The organism is Chryseobacterium angstadtii (genome assembly GCF_001045465.1).
Lineage (GTDB): Bacteria > Bacteroidota > Bacteroidia > Flavobacteriales > Weeksellaceae > Chryseobacterium > Chryseobacterium angstadtii.
Genome location: NZ_LFND01000008.1, coordinates 160,625 through 179,020, shown reverse-complemented (window position 1 = coordinate 179,020; position 18,396 = coordinate 160,625). Strand labels below are relative to the sequence as shown.

Annotated in this window: 21 protein-coding genes; 11 read left to right on the top strand and 10 right to left on the bottom strand. The window is 36.8% G+C overall.

Annotated elements, in window-relative coordinates:
• Positions 1–21: 21 nt before the first annotated feature.
• Positions 22–1,005: a D-alanine--D-alanine ligase gene (locus ACM46_RS21915; RefSeq protein WP_048508842.1), complete on the bottom strand. Its 984-nt coding sequence runs from the start codon at positions 1,003–1,005 to the stop codon at positions 22–24.
• 154 nt (positions 1,006–1,159) lie between these two features.
• Between ACM46_RS21915 and ACM46_RS21910 the strand changes: the two genes are divergently transcribed.
• The 6 genes from ACM46_RS21910 to murI all read left to right on the top strand — a co-directional run bounded on the left by ACM46_RS21910 (position 1,160) and on the right by murI (position 8,095).
• Positions 1,160–2,257: a PASTA domain-containing protein gene (locus tag ACM46_RS21910; protein ID WP_048508795.1), complete on the top strand. Its 1,098-nt coding sequence runs from the start codon at positions 1,160–1,162 to the stop codon at positions 2,255–2,257.
• A gap of 73 nt (positions 2,258–2,330) precedes the next feature.
• Positions 2,331–3,404 (top strand): RluA family pseudouridine synthase, encoded by a 1,074-nt coding sequence (locus ACM46_RS21905; protein WP_048508794.1) that lies wholly within the window; start codon positions 2,331–2,333, stop codon positions 3,402–3,404.
• Positions 3,405–3,455: 51 nt separating this feature from the next.
• The gene (locus ACM46_RS21900; protein ID WP_048508793.1) at positions 3,456–4,406 is read left to right on the top strand and encodes a PorP/SprF family type IX secretion system membrane protein; all 951 of its coding nucleotides are present in this window, start codon (positions 3,456–3,458) and stop codon (positions 4,404–4,406) included.
• Between the two features lie 51 nt (positions 4,407–4,457).
• On the top strand, positions 4,458–5,582 hold the full coding sequence (gene hemW, locus ACM46_RS21895) for a radical SAM family heme chaperone HemW (protein WP_083997499.1): 1,125 nt from the start codon (positions 4,458–4,460) through the stop codon (positions 5,580–5,582).
• Between the two features lie 50 nt (positions 5,583–5,632).
• Positions 5,633–7,222, top strand: a complete 1,590-nt coding sequence (locus ACM46_RS21890; RefSeq protein ID WP_048508792.1) for a DUF4139 domain-containing protein — start codon at positions 5,633–5,635, stop codon at positions 7,220–7,222.
• A gap of 42 nt (positions 7,223–7,264) precedes the next feature.
• Entirely contained in the window at positions 7,265–8,095 is an 831-nt protein-coding gene (gene murI / locus ACM46_RS21885) for a glutamate racemase (protein ID WP_048502928.1), read from the top strand.
• A 58-nt stretch (positions 8,096–8,153) separates the two neighbouring features.
• On the opposite strand, the gene ACM46_RS21880 is transcribed toward murI, so the two are convergent.
• The gene (locus ACM46_RS21880; RefSeq protein WP_048508791.1) at positions 8,154–8,753 is read right to left on the bottom strand and encodes a nitroreductase family protein; all 600 of its coding nucleotides are present in this window, start codon (positions 8,751–8,753) and stop codon (positions 8,154–8,156) included.
• Positions 8,754–8,838: 85 nt separating this feature from the next.
• Here ACM46_RS21880 and ACM46_RS21875 point away from each other — a divergent pair, with 85 nt between their 5' ends.
• Positions 8,839–9,189: a winged helix-turn-helix transcriptional regulator gene (locus ACM46_RS21875; protein WP_048508790.1), complete on the top strand. Its 351-nt coding sequence runs from the start codon at positions 8,839–8,841 to the stop codon at positions 9,187–9,189.
• Here ACM46_RS21875 and ACM46_RS21870 read toward each other — a convergent pair.
• From ACM46_RS21870 to ACM46_RS21850, 5 genes are all read right to left on the bottom strand, one after another.
• Complete coding sequence (locus tag ACM46_RS21870) at positions 9,186–9,758, bottom strand: RsmD family RNA methyltransferase (RefSeq protein WP_048508789.1); 573 nt, start codon at positions 9,756–9,758, stop codon at positions 9,186–9,188. The genes ACM46_RS21875 and ACM46_RS21870 overlap by 4 nt on opposite strands.
• Positions 9,759–9,842: 84 nt before the next feature.
• On the bottom strand, positions 9,843–10,559 hold the full coding sequence (locus tag ACM46_RS21865) for a DUF3822 family protein (protein WP_048508788.1): 717 nt from the start codon (positions 10,557–10,559) through the stop codon (positions 9,843–9,845).
• A gap of 18 nt (positions 10,560–10,577) precedes the next feature.
• A complete protein-coding gene (locus ACM46_RS21860) occupies positions 10,578–11,072 on the bottom strand; it encodes a Smr/MutS family protein (RefSeq protein ID WP_048508787.1) in 495 nt (164 codons plus the stop codon).
• A 50-nt stretch (positions 11,073–11,122) separates the two neighbouring features.
• Positions 11,123–11,620: a metallophosphoesterase family protein gene (locus ACM46_RS21855; protein WP_048508786.1), complete on the bottom strand. Its 498-nt coding sequence runs from the start codon at positions 11,618–11,620 to the stop codon at positions 11,123–11,125.
• A 34-nt stretch (positions 11,621–11,654) separates the two neighbouring features.
• A complete protein-coding gene (locus ACM46_RS21850; RefSeq protein ID WP_048508785.1) occupies positions 11,655–12,077 on the bottom strand; it encodes a hypothetical protein in 423 nt (140 codons plus the stop codon).
• A gap of 96 nt (positions 12,078–12,173) precedes the next feature.
• Between ACM46_RS21850 and ACM46_RS21845 the strand changes: the two genes are divergently transcribed.
• Positions 12,174–13,718 carry a serine hydrolase gene (locus tag ACM46_RS21845; protein WP_048508784.1) on the top strand — a complete coding sequence of 515 codons (1,545 nt, stop codon included), beginning with the start codon at positions 12,174–12,176 and terminating at the stop codon, positions 13,716–13,718.
• Between the two features lie 109 nt (positions 13,719–13,827).
• On the opposite strand, the gene ACM46_RS21840 is transcribed toward ACM46_RS21845, so the two are convergent.
• The 3 genes from ACM46_RS21840 to ACM46_RS21830 all read right to left on the bottom strand — a co-directional run bounded on the left by ACM46_RS21840 (position 13,828) and on the right by ACM46_RS21830 (position 16,423).
• On the bottom strand, positions 13,828–14,880 hold the full coding sequence (locus ACM46_RS21840) for a T9SS type A sorting domain-containing protein (RefSeq protein WP_048508783.1): 1,053 nt from the start codon (positions 14,878–14,880) through the stop codon (positions 13,828–13,830).
• Positions 14,881–15,081: 201 nt separating this feature from the next.
• Complete coding sequence (locus ACM46_RS21835) at positions 15,082–15,966, bottom strand: archaemetzincin (protein WP_048508782.1); 885 nt, start codon at positions 15,964–15,966, stop codon at positions 15,082–15,084.
• A complete protein-coding gene (locus ACM46_RS21830; protein WP_048508840.1) occupies positions 15,947–16,423 on the bottom strand; it encodes a SixA phosphatase family protein in 477 nt (158 codons plus the stop codon). The genes ACM46_RS21835 and ACM46_RS21830 overlap by 20 nt, the downstream gene beginning before the upstream one ends.
• A gap of 115 nt (positions 16,424–16,538) precedes the next feature.
• On the opposite strand from ACM46_RS21830, the gene ruvX reads away from it, so the two are divergent.
• The 3 genes from ruvX (at position 16,539) to ACM46_RS21815 (ending at position 18,160) form a co-directional block, all read left to right on the top strand.
• Positions 16,539–16,955 (top strand): Holliday junction resolvase RuvX, encoded by a 417-nt coding sequence (gene ruvX, locus ACM46_RS21825; protein ID WP_048508781.1) that lies wholly within the window; start codon positions 16,539–16,541, stop codon positions 16,953–16,955.
• On the top strand, positions 16,952–17,524 hold the full coding sequence (gene def, locus ACM46_RS21820; protein WP_048508780.1) for a peptide deformylase: 573 nt from the start codon (positions 16,952–16,954) through the stop codon (positions 17,522–17,524). The genes ruvX and def overlap by 4 nt, the downstream gene beginning before the upstream one ends.
• Positions 17,525–17,602: 78 nt before the next feature.
• The gene (locus ACM46_RS21815; RefSeq protein WP_048508779.1) at positions 17,603–18,160 is read left to right on the top strand and encodes a DUF5606 family protein; all 558 of its coding nucleotides are present in this window, start codon (positions 17,603–17,605) and stop codon (positions 18,158–18,160) included.
• The last annotated feature ends 236 nt before the right edge of the window (positions 18,161–18,396 follow it).

Here is an 18,396-nt window from a genome sequence, read left to right as displayed (position 1 = left end):
TCTAATTTCTAACTTCTATTATTATTTATTCAATGCTTTTTCTACTTCGTTTCCACACAGGTCTGTGATGGAGATCCCATAATGGGTTGCCTGCTGAGGAAGAATACTGGCAGGGGAGAATCCCGGATTGGTATTCATTTCAAGCATATAAGGAATGCCGTCCATAAGGATGAATTCACTTCTTGAAAAACCGCTCATGCCAAGAGAGTTGTAGGCTCTTTTTGAAATTTCCTCTACGCGGATTCTTGTGGCATCATCTATTCTTGCAGGGGTAATTTCCTCTGAAGCTCCTTCGTATTTAGCCTCATAATCAAAGAATTCATTGGTCGGGACAATTTCTGTAATTCCTAAAACAATGGTTTCTCCTTTGAAATCGATCACGCCTACAGACACTTCCATTCCGTCCAGGAAGCTTTCGATCAGAATTTCATCATCCTCTTTGAACGCTATTTCTGTAGCGGCCATCAATTCTGATTTTTCCTTTACTTTTGAGATGCCCAGAGAGGATCCGGACTGATTAGGCTTAACGAAAACCGGAAGACCTAAGCTTTCAACGATCTCATCCGTATTGATATCTTCTCCTTTTCTTAAATAAATGCTCTTGGCAGAAGGAATTCCATATTTCGACAATACGGCTAAGGTGTCTTTTTTATTGAAGGTTAATGCACTCTGATAGAAGTCACATCCTGTATATTTTTGTCCTATGGCATCCCAATAGGCCTGAAGAATTCCATTTTCACCGGGTGTTCCGTGGATAATGTTGAAACAAACATCGAATTTCAGCGGTTCATTATTATCTAATGTTACTGAAAAATCTCCGCGGTTGATTTCATATTTCCTGTCGTTTTCCCCTAAAAAATACCATTCGTTTTTAAGGATCACCACTTTATAAACGTCATATAAATTTCTGTCCAGAGAATCGTAGATCAACTGTCCGCTTTTTAAGGAAACCACATATTCATCTGAATAGCCTCCCATGACAACGGCAACTCTTTTTTTGCTCATAACCATTATAGTATCAATTAAGGCAAATTTAATCATTTTATGTAATGCAATAAGGGAATTTCAGAAATTTTAAAATTGAAATGAATTGTGTTAAATAAAAGTACATTTAAAATTATTAGCTATATTTGCCGTTATAATTAAAGTATTTTTAAGTATGCTTAAATCACTTTTCAACTGGAAAGTTTTACTGAATTTAGTAGTCGCCATCGGTGTTTTTGTGGGGTTGGTGTGGCTTACTTTCCGTTGGCTGGAATACCATACCAATCACGGTCAGGAAATTCCTGTACCTAATGTTATCAACAAATCGGTTTATGATGCCGTAAAAATATTGGAAGATACGGGATTGGAATATGAAGTAGACAGTGCAGAATATAATCCTAAGTTTAAGCCTTTTCAGGTTTTAAAGATGCACCCGTTATCCAGTTCCCGTGTAAAACCGGGATCATTGGTGAGAATTGTAGTGAACCCAAGAACATGGGCTCCTATTACTGTTCCGGATGTAATCAATAAATATTCAGGACTGGCTTTCCAGAGACTGGATCAGGTGGGTCTTAAAATCGGAGATACCATTTACGAACCAAGTATTCAGAAAGATGCTCTTTTAAGAGTATTATATAAAGGTAATGCGGTGAATCCGGGATCACGTCTTCCAAGATTCTCTGTGATTGATGTGGTGGTAGGTTCAGGACCTATGAGAAATATCTCTATTCCAAGTGTGGTAGGACTTTCGGTAAAAGAAGCGAGAGCAGTTATCGCTAAAAGTATGTTTGAGGTAGGTCTTGTAGAGCATGAAGACGGAAGTAAGGATGAATCTGATATTATTTATTATCAGGATCCCGCTTCAGGAGATGTAAGAGATCAGGGAATGCAGATCGACCTTTGGGCAAGTAAGAGAACTCCTGCCGAGCTTCGGGCTAAAGTAGAACAGCTGAACTCTATCTACCGAATGAAAGTAGATACTTCACTGCCGCCGGTACATTACGACGAAGTAAGCCGTCCGGAACCAAGCTTTGATCCGCCTGCAGCAGCACCGGTACCTAAAAAAGAAGTTCCTAAACCGGAAGTATTCAAACCGGAACAGCCGAAGACCACTACGTCTACCGGAGTTAAACCTGCAGGAGCGGGAGCAGAAAAGCCTAAATCTACTGCATTAAGCAGCCAGGGTTCAGGAAATAAACCAGCGACGACCGGAAATACGGCTCAACAGCAGCCGGCCCAAAAACCAAAGGCTAAAAAAGTAGTAGTAGAATAACAACACGTTATTATATAATATATAGGCTTCAACTGCAAAATGTTGGGGCCTTTTGTGTAAAAAAGATAAAACAATGGCAGAAGATAACGACGATTTTTTAGATGAAGAATTATTAGAGTCCGATAGTATCGAGAATATTGATATGGATGAGGAAAATAAAGGTTTGTACGAGCATCTTAATATCACGGTGGACAGAAATCAGGAGACTCTAAGGATAGACAAGTTCCTGCAAATATACAGACAGAATTCTTCAAGAAATAAAATTTCACAGACCTGCAGGGCGGGAAATGTGGTGGTAAACGGAGTTGCGGTGAAACAGAATTACCGTGTGAAACCTGGCGATCAGATTTCCGTGCTTCTTGCTCATCCGCCAAGACAAAATGTAATTGTTCCTCAGGATATTCCTATCAATATTGTGTATGAAGATGATGATCTTGTGGTGGTAGATAAAGAACCGGGAATGGTAGTACATCCTGGACATGGAAACTGGGATAAAACGCTGGTGAATGCACTGGCTTTCCACTTTGAAAAGAACGGTCAGAAATCTGATCTGGACAGAGTAGGGCTTGTTCACAGGATTGATAAAGATACTTCGGGACTTCTGGTGATTGCAAAGAATGAATACGCATTGAGCTTCCTGGCCAAACAGTTTTTCAACAGAACCACCAAAAGATTATATTGGGCTTTTGTCTGGGGAAATCCTCAGGAAGAGGAAGGAACCATCAGAGGACATATCGGAAGGCATCCAAAAAACAGAATGCAGATGTCCGTATATGAAGACGGAAGTCATGGAAAGCATGCCGTGACTCATTATAAGGTATTGGAACGTTTTAAATACATGACCTGGGTAGAATGTAAGCTCGAAACGGGAAGAACGCACCAGATCCGGGCTCATTTCAAACATATTGGGCATACTTTATTTAATGACGAAAGATATGAAGGAAATATCCCTCTCAGAGGAGTGAATCTTCCTAAGTATAAGCAGTTTATAAAAAATGTTTTTGAGATTCTTCCGAGGCATGCACTTCATGCTCATACATTAGGGTTTATCCACCCTACCACAAGAAAGGAATTGTATTTTGAGAGCCCAATGCCGAAAGATATGGCGGATGCCGTAAAAAAATGGAGAAATTATTTAGAAAACTAAAAATATATTGAGAATTTTTTTATATTTGTTGAATTGAAATCAAGATTTGTTATGAGAAAACTATATGCTATCGTATGTTTAGCTCTTTTGTCAAATGCATACAAAGCACAAGAATCACTACCATACTATCAGCAATATCTTTTGGATGGTGAATTCCTGTTCAACCCAGCTCAGTACGGAAAGACCGATTACGTGCAGCTTAATGCTAATTACCACAAACAATTTGACAAGTTCAGCGATTCTCCAAATACGCAGTCTATAGGAATCAATGGGAACATTTTCGACAGAGTAGGAGCAGGGCTTTCTATTTTCAGAGATAGTAACGGTCCTATTTCCGCAGGCGGTATTACAGCGGGAGCTTCATACTTTATTCCACTAAGTAGTGAAGGAGAAAGAAAAGATCAATTCTCTTTCGGTACAAGTGTTTCATTTTATAATATGAACTTCGACTATACTTCAGTGAATGTTGAAGATGGTTACGATCCATTGTTGATTGGTAAAGAAGGGAATATTTTTATGGCTTATGCCAACTTTGGTGCGGCAGCTACCTATAGAAATATCTTTGCAGGAGTATCCGTAAATGATATCGCACTAAGCAACGATAAAGCTATTGTAAACGGAATTGAGCCTTCACCAATTAAATTCTTCTTAAACTTAGGTTACAACTGGCATTTTGCAGACAATATCTTTGTAACGCCTTCAGCATTAATCAACCTGAATACGAATTCAACAAGAATGATTGATTATAACCTAATGGCAACATTCTTTAATGATATCAACTCATTCTCTGCCGGAGTAAGCTACAGAACGGTACAGAACAGATTCGACAGCCAGCAGCTACAGGTAGCACCGGTTGTTAAAGTAAGATTCAACAAATTCATGATCGGAGCTACCTACAACATCGGAATGTCTGATATTCAGACCTATGGTGGAAACAGCTTCATGATCAGCTTAGGTTACAACTTTGATAACTTTATTAATCATAGAGGATATAGATACTAATATGATTTAATTTAAATAAATTTGAGCTCTGAAATTTTCAGAGCTTTTTTTATGATATATATTCACATCCCTTTCTGCAAACAGAAGTGCAGTTACTGCAACTTTCACTTTTCTACTTCTTTAACCTTTAAAGATGAAATGATGAGTGCCATGAAGAATGAAATCCGCCTCAGAAAAGATGAACTGCAGAATAAAAATCTGAAATCCCTGTATTTTGGAGGTGGAACACCATCTATCCTTTCGGCAGATGAAATCAATGCTCTTATTGATGAAGTTTTGAAATATTTCAGTTTTGATCAGGATATTGAGGTCACTTTAGAAGCCAACCCGGATGATCTGGATAAAAATTTCTTAAAACAGCTGGCTCAATCTCCGGTGAACAGACTTTCTATCGGGACACAGAGTTTTTTTGAGGAAGATCTGAAATTAATGAACAGGGCACACAATGCCTCTGAAGCAGAAGACTCCATTAAAAGAGCGCAGGATTTTGGATTTGAAAATTTAAGTATAGATCTGATTTATGGTTCTCCCACTTCGAATCTTGAGATCTGGAAAGAAAATTTAAACAAGACAATTGCTTTAGAAGTTCCCCATATTTCATCCTACGCCTTAACTGTTGAACCGAAAACAGCTTTGGAAAACTGGATTTCAAAAGGTAAAATTATGAGTCCGAGAGAAGAAGAGCAGAATAAAGAGTTTTACTACCTGTCTGATTTCTTAAAAGATAACGGTTTTGAACATTATGAAGTTTCCAATTTTGCGAAACCCGGTTTTTATTCAAGACACAATTCGTCCTATTGGAAATACAAGGAATATCTTGGAATTGGTCCTTCTGCCCATTCTTACAACGGATTTGATGTCAGAAGCTGGAATGTAGCCAACAATCAGCAGTATATTAAAAAGCTTCATGCAGGAACTTTGGCTAAGGAAGAAGAAATTCTGTCGCAGGAAGATCAGTTCAATGAAATGATTATGATCGGCCTCAGAACCATTTGGGGAGTGGATATGGAGAGTCTGAAAAGTAAATTCAATGATAAGATCCTTGATCATTTTCACCAGGAAATAAAATCCAAACTGGAAGAAGGAATTTTAATCACCGAGGAAAATCATTTGAAAATCCCGGAAAAACATTGGTTTATGGCAGATGGAATTGCTTCGGATTTATTTTTGGTATAGCATTTATTAATGTATATTTGAAATTATACTTTAAATAAAAACAATCAACCATGAAGAAAAACTTACTGTTACTTTTTCTGTTTTTAAGTGCCTTACATTTTTCTCAAAAACCAATTTTTACCAAAGCAAAAGTTAATACTGTAAATGTTTACAGGACTTCTGCCGAACTCCAAAACTCTGTGAATGTTTCGTTTCCTGCAGGAACTTCTGAAATTGTGGTGACCAATATTTCAGATGAAATTGTGGAGAAATCAATACAGATAAATACGAATAATAAGGATTTTTCAATTCTTTCGGCACAATACAGTAGCAGCTATAACTCGAACTATTATGAGAATAATAATCCTAACGGTAAAAGAATTAAAGACAGTATTGCCGTTTTGGAAAATCTCAGTACGAAAATCAATATTGAGCGGCAGACCAATGAGAAAACCTTGGAACTTTTAGATAAAAATCAAGGTCTTTTAGTGGGAAGTAATACTTCGAGTGTAGCACAATTGATGCAGCTAACAGAATATTATAAGACCAAAAGAAATGAAATAAGTATAGCGCAGCTTGATATCAATAAAAAATATACACAGACTGTACAGCAGCTGGAAAGGTTAAGAAACCGTCTTAAAGCGAATACTGAAGCTGAAGAAACTTTTTCTGATGGGGTTCTTATTCTTAAAATGGTAAGCAGTAAAGGAGGAAATACAAAAATGGATCTGGGCTATCTGGCTGAGAATGTTTTTTGGGAACCGTTTTATGAAGTGAAAGGTAATAAACTTACAGAGCCTTTGGATATTACTTTTAAAGCAAAGGTAAGACAGAATACCGGGCTCGACTGGAAGGGGGTAAAGCTTTCTTTGGTGAATGCAAGATCTTCAAGAAATAACGAAGCCCCGGTAATGAATCCTTGGTTTTTGAATTCATATAAAAATGAGGAAAGAGTAAACCTGGGTTATTCAGGAAATAGAGATACTGTATCTTCTAAGCAAATTGAGGAAGTGGTTGTCACTGGATATGGAATGAGAATTAACGAAAATCAGTTGAATGTAAGTTTTGACACAGATATTCCTTATGATATTCTTTCAAATGATGAAGACCATTTTATCAACTTAAAACAGATTAAACTTCCGGCTGAATATAAATATTATACCGTTCCAAAATACAATCCTACGGCATATCTGGTCGCGGATATTAAAGATTTTAATAAATATAATCTCATTTCAGGCTCTGCCAGTGTGATTTTTGAAGATATGTATGTTGGTGAAACAAAGATAAGCCCCAATCAGACGAATGATAAAATAAGTATTACGCTTGGGGATGATAAGAAAATCAGTGTTCGTAAAGAAATGATAAATGATAAAGCCAGCGAAAAATTATTTTCTTCTTATCAGGAAAAAACCATTACTTATGACCTTGTAGTCCGGAATAATAAAAAAGAAGCAATCAATATGGAAATAAGGGATCAGATCCCCTTAAGTAAAGATGACAGTGTAAAGATCGAGCTTCTTCAAAATGATAATGCAGAATTTGATAAAGAGAAAGGCTTCTTATTGTGGAACGTTAAAATTTCTTCATCAGAAACAAAAAAGATCAGGGTAAGTTATAAAGTAAGGTATCCGAAAGATTTTTCAATAGGTAATCTTAATTAAATATCCGATTATTCACTATTTTTGTATAAAATTTCAGCTCACTTGAAAACTAAAAAACAAGATTATTCACATCTTTCACCAAGCCAGCCCATCGGTATTTTCGATAGCGGAGTGGGAGGACTTACCGTAGCCAAAGAGATCAAAAGACTTCTTCCTCATGAAGACCTGATCTATTTCGGAGATACCAAACACCTTCCGTATGGTGAAAAATCGAAAGATGCCATTATAGAATACTCTACCAAGATCACCAATTTCCTGCTTCAGCAAAACTGTAAAGCTATTGTTATTGCCTGTAATACGGCTACAGCCAATGCTTTGAATGAAGTGATGCAGTCTGTGAACGGAAAAGTTCCTGTCATAGATGTTATTAATCCTGTGGCAGAAAAAGTAGCCTATGAAATCCATAATAATGTGGGAGTTATTGCTACAAAAGCGACTGTGAACTCCGGATTGTACAAAAAAAGCATCAGAAAGCAGAATAAATGGATTAAAGTAGACGAGCTGGCCACACCATTGCTGGTTCCGGCGATCGAAGAAGGTTTCAAAAACCATCCGATTACACATGCTATTATTTATAACTATTTAAGCAACAATAAGCTGAAGAATATTGAGACCCTTATCCTGGGCTGTACCCATTATCCTCTATTAATAGATGAGATCAAACAGTACTACGGAAACAGAGTCCGAGTGATAGATTCACCTAATATTGTGGCCAACCATCTGAAGATCATTCTGGATAAATACCACCTTCTGAATGATAATAATCCCAAACCCAATTATCATTTCTATCTTTCGGATCTTACGAAAAACTTTGAGAAAATCTCCAAGAAATTCTTTGGAAAGACCATAGATTTAGAACTGAAGGTTTTATAATACAAAAAGCTGTTTCGAAAGAAGCAGCTTTTATTTTTACTAAGAAATCGTCCATTTATTAAGACTCTAAAATTACCATTTCACGGTTCAGTCTTCTTTTTGGAGTGGTTTCCGGATGATTGCTGTCACTGTCATCTCTTTTTCCTATGGCTACTGCGAATAGAGTTTCATAAGAATCATTTTTCAGAATTCCGTCGTATTTTTCAGTTTCAATTCCTTCCATAGGAGTGGAATCTATTCCCATAGCGGCACATGCAGACAGAAGAACGCCGAGAGAAAGATAAACCTGATGTCCCATCCATGCACGAACTGCAGCTTCACCATGCGGTTTTACCATGGTTCTGTAATAGTTGACAGATCCTTCAGGAAGATTTTCTTCAATTTGTCTTTCAAAGTCTTCCGGATTTTTCATCATCTGGAAAACAATAATATGGCTGCTTTCCAATACTTTTTCTTTGTTAAAATAAGAGACTTCCGCCAGTTGCGTTTTAAGTTCAGGCATATTCACGAAAATAAAATTCCATGGCTGGCTGTTGATGTAGGAAGGACTTAAATTAAGAATTTCTTTCAGTTCTGAAATCTTTTCTGCACTGATTTTTACCTGAGGGTTATACTTTTTTACCGTATACCTTCTTTTCATTTGTTCTAAAAAGTTCATAAATTATTGTACTATCATTTTTATAGTTACAAAAGTAATTTAAGTTTATTACCTTTGCAATAACGGTAAAAAATGATAGTATAAAATGTATACGATAGATAATAAAGAATATCCCTGCTGTACCAGCGTAACCATGAAGTTTATCGGAGGAAAGTGGAAGGCTGTGATTTTGTTCCATCTGACAGACGGAGCCAAAAGATATAATGAATTAAGAAAATTAATTCCCACCATTACGGAAAGAACACTGAGTCTGCAATTGAAACAGCTCGAGGAAGATCATATCGTCAACAGAAAGGTATATACGGAAAAACCTCCGTTGATGGTAGAATATACACTGACAGATTTCGGAAAAACGCTGCTTCCGGTTATTGAAGCCATTACCAATTGGGGAATTGCTGCACCGGAACTTTCCGTAAAAAAAATAATCAGGAATTAAATTTCCTGATTATCATCTTTATTCGCTTCGAAAAAACTGAAACTTACATTTCCGTATTTTCGCGTGTCTATTAAATTGGGATGTTCAAGTTTCATTCTGCTTTGATGCTCTACGATCAGAATACCGTTGGGCTTTACAAATTTATTGTTAAGCACTAAAGACAGCAGCTCGTAATATTTCTTTTCTTCCATTTCGAAAGGAGCATCAGAAAATACAATCTCGAAGCTCTTCTTGTTTCTGAATTTTTTAAGCCAGTCGAAAACATCACCTCTCTGAACATTGATCTGCAAAGACATATCGAGTTCCGAAGCCGTAGAATTGATAAAGCTGGTGTGTTTCGGATTCAGCTCAACTGAAGTAACATCCTGGCATCCGCGGGAAGCAAATTCAAAAGTAATGGAGCCGATACCTGCAAAAAGATCAAGTACGGCAATAGACTGCATGTCATATTTGTTTTCCAGGATACTGAAAAGCGCTTCTTTTGCGAAATCCGTAGTAGGCCTTACATCAAAATTCTTGGGTGCGGCTATTTTTTTAGCTTTCCATTTGCCTGAGATTATTCTGAACATATTTGTTTAAGATTTAGGTAATAGGTTTTAGGAAGTAGGGAAACGCATTAAGGCTAAGCCCTCATTCCTGATTCCTAGTCCCTTTTAATTAAGTATAAAATTTTTATTGGGAACATTGTCAAAGACAATTCTCATATTCTTAACGAACTTCTGAAGCTCGGAAATAAACGTTTCATTTTCCGTTGTTTCTCCATACGCATAGAAATTGGTTTCATTGATTCCAAAACCTATTTTGCTCAGCGTAAACATCACGAAATAAAGAAAATCTACTTCAGAATTCACATCCAGATTGTTGTATAAAATGACTTTCTTGTTATCAATAGCAAAAAACTCACACTGGTTGTGATACAGATTGATATGAATTTCCTTACTGTTCTTATTGTTGATAGAGTTCAAAAACTTTTCTCCAGAAAAATTAAAATGAACAGGAACCGCCAGCTCTTTTATTTTCTTATACAGATTTTTAGGAAATGTATAATAAAACTGAACTCCGAATCTTTTGTTCACGGAAAGCATCAGTTCCTCTTTTTCCCGATCAGCCGGAGCATTGAAAGCAATGAGTTCAAATCCTGCCTCATGCTCTGAAAATCCTTCCGGCATCAGCGTAAAATGATTCAGTGCCGAAATCACATGGATCTCTTCAAACCTTTGCTTGAGAAGAATCTCATCCAGTTTGTCTTCAATTAAATTTTCCGGTGTTTCTTCGGTAACGAAATAAGACTTTTCCTCCAGAATGCTTTTGTTTTTTGCAATCTGGCAGATTAATCCGTCTTTGGTAAAAAGTAAATTAAGTACGTTCATATTTCAATTGATGCAAATTTAGTGAAATTCTATCATAACGGCACCTGATTGATGGTGAAGTATTTCCTTATTGTAAAAATCAATATCCGTCTGGCTTTCTAAAACATCCATAACCATTTTCTGCAGCGTCCCGTCACCGATTCCGTGTACAATTTCAAGCCTTTTCAGATGATGCTTTCTACAGAACTCAAGAACCTCTGTCAGTTTTGCTTTCTGAATGAAAAGTCTTTCAAAACTATCATAATCATTGGGATTTTTAACCAAATGATGAAAGTGAAGATCCAGAACCATATGATTTTTCTGGTGTTTTTTGGAAACCACTTTTTTAGGCTCTGCTTTTCTCTCGACCCTCATATTTTCATAAAGATCGGCATTTTTTGGAACAAGTTTCTCTTTCGGATACTTGTAGGTAAATCCATACTCATCTTTAAAAACAACAATATTACCGTTCACAGAAGTAATGCTTCCGCTTAAATCCTCATCTACTACAGAAACTTTGTCCCCGATTTTCATGTAATGTCTCCCTTTTTTATGATTGAATCTGTTCAGATTGATTGTTAAAATTAATTTTTCGGTCCAAGTTCAATGATTTCCAGATCCTTGATTTCCTCTCCTTCCACCACAAAGCGCATCATCGTTCTTGTTTTATGCCAGCCCTGTTTTCCGCAGGCTCCCGGATTTAAGTGCAGAAGATTGTTTTTCTGATCAAACATCGCTTTTAAAATGTGGGAATGCCCTGAAATAAATAATTTCGGAGCTTTTTCAGAAATTTCCTTATGAGTAAGCGGTGTATATTTTCCGGGATACCCGCCGATATGGATCATTAAAACTTCAAGATCCTCACAGAAAAAACGGTTTACTTCAGGAAATTCAGCCCGGATCTTTGCATTGTCGATATTTCCGTAAACTCCTTTTAACGGTTTTATTTTTTCCAGTTCTTCAATAACTTCCATACTTCCAAAATCTCCACAGTGCCAGATTTCATCAGCCTGACGCGCATATTCCAAAATACGGTCATCTATATAAGAATGGGAATCGGAAAGAAGGAGGATTTTTGTCATGAAGATCTGAAATTTGTGCAAAGTTAGGAAAGATTTATTTCTTGACTATTTTAATGAATCTTTTTAACGACAGACTTTTATCGGGAAGCTGTGATATAATGAATTTACCTTTGAGCGCTAGGAGTTTAGGACTTGTTATGATAATGGTAGTGTCAGAATCTATTTTCCATGTTCCACGATTACGATACAGCTTTAATTGATTAGACTGAAGCTTCTCTATTATAGTTGTACCACATGCTGGTTTAGCATTGGAGGATACAAATTTTCCATTCTTCTTAAACCTTATTCCACCCCATTTTTGATCAAAATTTTCCTGACTTTTAAAGATATAAGTTAATTGGTCTATTTTCACCAGTTTCCATGTGTTAATAAGAAATGAAGAATCAACCTTAGTCTGACTTTTAAAAAGGGTAGCTGTAAAAAATATGAATAGAAATAGATAAGCTGATTTTTTCATTCAGATAAAATTGAATGTTGGGAAAATAGATAATTTTTTTCAGCTGCAAAATTTGAGTCACCGAATATTTACTAAATTTGAGAAAATTAAAAAAAAATGAAGCAGAAATTTTCTCTTTTACTTTTTCTTGCAGCAGTAGGGCTTTTCAATGCTCAGGTTGAAGAAAAGAAATTGGATGAGCTTATCCAGAATACTTTAAAAACTTTTGATGTTCCGGGAATGTCCGTTGGGATTATTAAAGATGGAAAAGTGATCTATTCCAAAGGTTTCGGACAACGTTCTCTAACCACCAAACAGCCGATGGACGACAATACATTGGTAGGAATTGCTTCCAACTCCAAAGGATTCACCTGTACTGCTTTGGCCATTTTAGCAGACGAAGGAAAACTGAACTGGGACGATAAAGTTTCAAAATATATCCCTGAATTTCAGATGTACGATCCATATGTTTCCCAAAATGTTACAATCAAAGACCTTGTGACGCACAGAGCCGGATTAGGGTTAGGGCAGGGAGATCTGATGTTTTTTCCTGAAGGCGGAAATCTGACGGTGAATGATATCGTTCACAATGTAAGATATCTGAAGCCGGAAAATCCTTTCAGAACAAAACTGGATTACAACAATATCATGTTTATCGTAGCCGGAGAAGTGATCCACAGAATTTCAGGATTAAGCTGGGCCGAGTTTATCGAGCAGAGAATTATGAAACCTGTAGGAATGACTTCCAGTTTTGGAAGCTACAACAGAGCTAAAGTGGTAGCCAATAAAATTGATGCTCATGCTCCTGTAGACGGAAAAGCCATTGCCGTTCCTCACGATTGGAATGAAACAGGAAATGCTGCCGGAGGAATTATGAGTAATATTAAAGATATGACTGCATGGGCAGACTGTCTTTTAAATAATTTCACCACTAAAGACGGTAAGAAACTCGTTTCAGATAAAAATGTACAACAGTTATGGAGCTTGCAGATTCCGGATAGAGTTGCTTTAAAGAATCCTTATGACACCAGCTTTTACGGGTATGGTTTAGGATGGTTCCTGAGCGATGTGAAAGGACATAAACAGATTCAGCACACAGGAGGTCTTATCGGAACGGTTACGCAATTTACTTTGATTCCGGATCTGAAGCTGGGCATTGTAGTACTTACCAACCAGCAGTCCGGAGCTGCTTTTAATACAATAACCAATACGGTAAAAGATTCTTATTTAGGTGTTGCGGATAGAAACTGGCTGAAAACCTACGGAGAAAGAATGTCCAAAGTAAATGCCGATTTCGATAAACAGAAAAAAGAGGCTTTCGCAAAATCTGAAGCATTTAAAAAAGATAAAAATCTTCAGCCAAAAGCTGAGCAATTCACAGGGAAATATAACGACCAGTGGTTTGGAGATGTTGAAATCTCACAACAGGGGAATACCTACAGAATTGTCTGTAAAAACTCTCCAAGATTGAAAGGGGAGCTGCTTCCTTATTCCAACAATTCGTTTATTGTGAAATGGGATGACAGAAGCTATGATGCAGATGCCTACATTATTTTTAAGTATGATGAAAACGGAAAAGCAGAGTCCGCCGAATTAAAACCGATTTCAGATGTCACCGATTTCAGCTTTGATTTTGATGATCTGAACTTGAAAAAAATATAAGGCTAAATGGCAAAAAAGCAAAATTGCTTTCCATAATACTTTAGTTAAGAGTTAAAACAAAGAGCTTCAACACATGCTGAAGCTCTTTGTTTTTATATAAAATTTGGTGTTACTCTTTGATGAATTTCTGGATAACATCACCAATCTGGATGATGTAAACGCCTTTTGTAAGCTGGCTTACGTTAATAGAGTCTCTTTCCATTTTTCCTGAAAGCACAAGGTTTCCAATCATTCCGAATATCTTATAATCTTTTGCAGGAGCATTCTTAACCGTTATTGTTTCTTTTGCCGGATTAGGATAAAGAGACATGGTATTTTCACGCTTCTTGTGATCTGAAACGGATAAAGCGGATAAATCTGCTTTTAAAAGTGTACCTGCGAAAAAGTCTGTCACATAAATGATACTGCCTTTTACCGTTAATCCTGAAGGATAGTCAAACCCGGTTGAAACAAGCCCTGTTGATACTGTAGGGTTAGCTTGTGCATAATTAATTTTGGATACTTTGGAAGCTCCGGCTTCACAAACAAAGAGTTCTTTTCCATAATGCGTAAGCCCCGATGGATAACTTAATCCCTGCGCCACTACTGTAGGTGAGTTGAACGTATTTAGCTCAAATTTTGAAATCTGGCTTGCAAATCGTTCCGTATAAAAGATTTCATTCCCGATAATCTCTATTTCGAAAGGAGATTGGGCAGGTGTTACATCAATCAGTTGAGGAGTAGGCTGGGTTACATCTATTTTAGCGATTTTGTTATCCCCTTCAAGTGCCATATACAAGTCGTTTCCGAGAAATTCAAGACCTAGCGGGCTGCTTATTCCGGTTAAAACCACTTCCGCGGTTTGGTGAGGAGCACTAAGATCCACCTTTGAAAGTCGGTCTCCTCCAAATTCTGAGATGTAAAGGATATTATCTTTCAGTGCCAGACCATAAGGACGGTTTACGCCTGTTACCACATCCACCGGAGGAATACTTGGATCATCAATATTCACTTTGATGACTTTATCAAGATAATAAACACCAATGTACATGTTGCTGCCGTCTATCACCATTGGATTTGGGGTATTCAGATTATCAATCAATACATTGGCTGTTGCCTGCGAATACATTTTGTTTCCTGCTAACAGAAAAACAAAAAGAAAGAAATAAAGTTGTCTTTTCATTTTATTTTTATTTAGAATAATTAAAAGTTTGACAAAAGTACTTTATTAAAAATAAAATCATTCAGGTTCTGATAAAAATCATAAACAAAGAATTGGTGAAATATCCAAAGAGAGCTGTTGAAATAGATACTGCTTAGCTTCGTATTTTAGGAGCTTTTATTGAAATGAATTGATGAAATTGAATTGGGAATATTTTTCGAGCTATTTAAACAGATTAAAATCCTGCTGGGCACGTGAGAGCTCAGAATTGAGATGCTGTTTTTCAAAAAACTGCTTCAGATCCGTTAAACGTTTTTGGTGATCATATCGCAGACTGGCGTTTAGTTTCAGTTGACAAAGAGAGCATGCTCTTGCAAAATGAAAATCTGTTTCGGGAAGGGTATTGGTTCCGTTCATGACGCAGTTGGCATTCAGACAGTGGCTGATTCCGAACATGTGCCCGATTTCGTGAGAACTTATTTTAATCAGTCTTTCCAGACTTTCATTAAAATTAGATGCAGAAAGATTGCCATCGGAAAAACGGTATAAGGAAGTTACGCCCGTACCGGTTTCATAAGATGCCATTCCGAACACATAATTCCATTCAGGTTTTGGGAAAAGATCTTTTTCTGTGATTCCCATGAGAACAAGGGCGTCTTCAGGTTTTCTTTTAATCAGAAGGCTGTCCAGAACATAGCCTGCCAGAATCTGTTCCTGGCCGTACTTAGAGATTCTTCTTGCTGATTTTGGGAATACAGAATTAGGTAAAACCGGAAGTATTTTCACTTCCAGCTGGAAATACTTGCTCAGATATTCCCTGGTAAGTTCTATTTCCTTTTTCTGAAGTGTATTGAATTCTCCGACAGGCTGAAGATAGATCGTATTCTTTCCGGGTTCAGGTTTTATCTTCTTCAGTTTTTGAAAATCTTCAAAAGTCTGGATTTTTTCATCGTGGGCATATCTCCAGTCGCCGGGACGGGCTTTAGAAAGCTGAACATCATTTAAGGAAATGGTTTCAATATAGGATTTCTCCTTTTTATGACAAGAAAAAAAGAGTAGAAGAATAAACAGATAAAAAATAGAGGAATTAAATTTTCCCGGGTTCATAAAAGAAAAGAAGTTTCTTTTTGGCTCCGTCAAATTCGGACCACGAGTTGCAGTCTATTTCAAAACCGGCCACTCCGCAGGTAGGAAAATGAAAAATATCTTCCGAGATAGAATTCGCAAAATTGGAAATTCCGTTGTTATGGGAAAAAAAAGCAACAGAGCTTACACTGTCATCCAGATCATAGATAACAGATTCGAAATTTCTTTCTGAGGGATTGTAGAGTTTGTCTTCCGTTGATATAGTAAGCTGATAGGCCTGATTAAAAATCTTGCATGTATTCAGGGCACGTACCGCCGGGCTGGAAACAAAATAATCAATGGAAATATCATTGCTTTTCATAAATCGGGACATGTTCATAGCATCTTTCAATCCTTTGTCTGCCAAAGGTCTGTCAAAATCCTCCGTTTCTTCCGGCCAGTCGCTTTTCGCATGTCTTACGAGGATGAGTTTCTTCATATTTTCGTTTTTTGGAAGATTAAAATTATAAAAAAAATAATGGATTAAAACATGATTTTTATAAAAAAACTGCGTTATGAATAAAATCATTAAATTTTACTAAATTTGCACACTTATGGGACAGATCCTTGCAATAGATTATGGAAAGGCACGATGTGGTATCGCTGTAACAGACGATATGCAGATTATTGCCAGCGGGTTGGATACCGTTGAAACCCGTTTTTTGATGGAATTTTTGAAGAAATATTTCACCGAAAATAAGGTTAATGATGTGGTAGTAGGCCTTCCTATAGATTTGAAAGGAAATATTTCCGAAGTGGAGACCGATATTTTAAAATTTATTGAAGAATTTCAAAAAGAATTTGCAGATATCACCGTCCACCGTTTAGACGAGAGATTTACCTCCAAAATGGCTTCTTTTTTTATTTCCCAAAGCGGAAAAAGCAAGAAAAAGAGACAGGAAAAGGGGTTAATAGATAAAGTAAGTGCAACTATCATACTGCAGAATTTTTTAGAACAAAGAATAAGATGATTTTACCGATAAGAGCTTTTGGGGATCCTGTTTTGAGAAAAGTAGGGAAAGATATAGATAAAGATTATCCCGGTTTACAGGAACTTATAGATAATATGTTCGAAACCATGTACAGTGCAAACGGTATCGGGCTGGCTGCACCGCAGATCGGGCTGGACATTCGCCTGTTTGTAATTGACGTAACCCCTCTTGCGGATGACGAAGATTATGAGGATATCAAAGACGAACTGGCTGACTTCAGAAAGGTATTCATTAATGCCAGAATTCTTGAAGAATCAGGGGAAGAATGGAAATTCAATGAAGGATGTCTTTCTATTCCGGATGTAAGAGAAGATGTAAAAAGAAAGGGAACTATTCTTATTGAATATTATGACGAAAATTTTGTAAAACATACAGAAACTTTTTCCGATATTAGAGCCCGCGTAATTCAGCATGAGTACGATCACATAGAAGGCGTTCTGTTTACAGACCACCTGAGCGTGTTGAAGAAAAAACTCGTAAAAGGTAAACTGACGAAGATCTCCCAGGGTGAGGTAAGCATCAATTACAAAATGAGATTTCCAAAATAATTAAGTAAGGATTAAAAAACAAAATAATACAAAGCAAAAAGCCCCGTGCCGATTGCAGAATTTACAAAAAATAAAATTATGCTGTTAGAAAAAATAATTTCAATTTCTGGAAAACCAGGACTTTTTAAATTAGTTTCTCAATTAAGAAACGGTTTTATCATTGAAGATGTTACTAGCAAAAAGAAAGTTAGTATCGGAAACTCCAGCCAGGTGAGTTTACTGGATAATATTGCCATGTTCACGTTCGATAAAGAAGTTCCTTTGTTTGAAGTTTTTGAAAATATTGCTAAAAATTATGATTATAAGGAAGCTATTTCTCACAAATCTTCAGATGATACGCTGAAAGACTTTATGACGGCTTCTCTTCCTAATTATGATACTGAAAGAGTATATGCTTCTGATATCAAGAAACTGGCCCAGTGGTACAACATCCTTCAGAAAGCAGGATACGTTACTCCTGAAAGCTTCGTAAAAGCAGAACCTGAAACATTAGATCCTGCACAGGAAGAAGTAAGCATTGAGAAAGAGGCTCCTAAAAAAGCAGCTCCAAAAGCAGAAAAACCTGCCGCTCCAAAAGTAAAAGCTACTTCTGCAGCGAAAGCAGCTCCAAAGAGTACACACACTAAGAAAGGATAATTTTCCGGACTTTAAAATATAAATCCCTGTCAGAGACTTCTGACAGGGATTTTTTTATAGCTGATTTAAAATGACCCGGAAAGCCTGGAAATTAGCGCTGATATCCTTGGAAGGGTTTTAAACCTTCCAAGGATGATTTCTAAAAACAAACAGAATAAAGACCAAATACACAATGCCTGTGAAATCAAAACCGGATTAATAAAGATTTACCCTAAATTTGCACTACTTTGAATTCT

What these genes read in the sequence shown, in the direction of transcription:
- ACM46_RS21915 (WP_048508842.1), bottom strand. Translation starts at nt 1,005, where the DNA reads ATGAGCAAAAAAAGAGTTGCCGTTGTCATGGGAGGCTATTCAGATGAA.
- ACM46_RS21910 (WP_048508795.1), top strand. Translation starts at nt 1,160, where the DNA reads ATGCTTAAATCACTTTTCAACTGGAAAGTTTTACTGAATTTAGTAGTC.
- ACM46_RS21905 (WP_048508794.1), top strand. Translation starts at nt 2,331, where the DNA reads ATGGCAGAAGATAACGACGATTTTTTAGATGAAGAATTATTAGAGTCC.
- ACM46_RS21900 (WP_048508793.1), top strand. Translation starts at nt 3,456, where the DNA reads ATGAGAAAACTATATGCTATCGTATGTTTAGCTCTTTTGTCAAATGCA.
- hemW (WP_083997499.1), top strand. Translation starts at nt 4,458, where the DNA reads ATGATATATATTCACATCCCTTTCTGCAAACAGAAGTGCAGTTACTGC.
- ACM46_RS21890 (WP_048508792.1), top strand. Translation starts at nt 5,633, where the DNA reads ATGAAGAAAAACTTACTGTTACTTTTTCTGTTTTTAAGTGCCTTACAT.
- ACM46_RS21880 (WP_048508791.1), bottom strand. Translation starts at nt 8,753, where the DNA reads ATGAACTTTTTAGAACAAATGAAAAGAAGGTATACGGTAAAAAAGTAT.
- ACM46_RS21875 (WP_048508790.1), top strand. Translation starts at nt 8,839, where the DNA reads ATGTATACGATAGATAATAAAGAATATCCCTGCTGTACCAGCGTAACC.
- ACM46_RS21870 (WP_048508789.1), bottom strand. Translation starts at nt 9,758, where the DNA reads ATGTTCAGAATAATCTCAGGCAAATGGAAAGCTAAAAAAATAGCCGCA.
- ACM46_RS21865 (WP_048508788.1), bottom strand. Translation starts at nt 10,559, where the DNA reads ATGAACGTACTTAATTTACTTTTTACCAAAGACGGATTAATCTGCCAG.
- ACM46_RS21860 (WP_048508787.1), bottom strand. Translation starts at nt 11,072, where the DNA reads ATGAAAATCGGGGACAAAGTTTCTGTAGTAGATGAGGATTTAAGCGGA.
- ACM46_RS21855 (WP_048508786.1), bottom strand. Translation starts at nt 11,620, where the DNA reads ATGACAAAAATCCTCCTTCTTTCCGATTCCCATTCTTATATAGATGAC.
- ACM46_RS21850 (WP_048508785.1), bottom strand. Translation starts at nt 12,077, where the DNA reads ATGAAAAAATCAGCTTATCTATTTCTATTCATATTTTTTACAGCTACC.
- ACM46_RS21845 (WP_048508784.1), top strand. Translation starts at nt 12,174, where the DNA reads ATGAAGCAGAAATTTTCTCTTTTACTTTTTCTTGCAGCAGTAGGGCTT.
- ACM46_RS21840 (WP_048508783.1), bottom strand. Translation starts at nt 14,880, where the DNA reads ATGAAAAGACAACTTTATTTCTTTCTTTTTGTTTTTCTGTTAGCAGGA.
- ACM46_RS21835 (WP_048508782.1), bottom strand. Translation starts at nt 15,966, where the DNA reads ATGAACCCGGGAAAATTTAATTCCTCTATTTTTTATCTGTTTATTCTT.
- ACM46_RS21830 (WP_048508840.1), bottom strand. Translation starts at nt 16,423, where the DNA reads ATGAAGAAACTCATCCTCGTAAGACATGCGAAAAGCGACTGGCCGGAA.
- ruvX (WP_048508781.1), top strand. Translation starts at nt 16,539, where the DNA reads ATGGGACAGATCCTTGCAATAGATTATGGAAAGGCACGATGTGGTATC.
- def (WP_048508780.1), top strand. Translation starts at nt 16,952, where the DNA reads ATGATTTTACCGATAAGAGCTTTTGGGGATCCTGTTTTGAGAAAAGTA.
- ACM46_RS21815 (WP_048508779.1), top strand. Translation starts at nt 17,603, where the DNA reads ATGCTGTTAGAAAAAATAATTTCAATTTCTGGAAAACCAGGACTTTTT.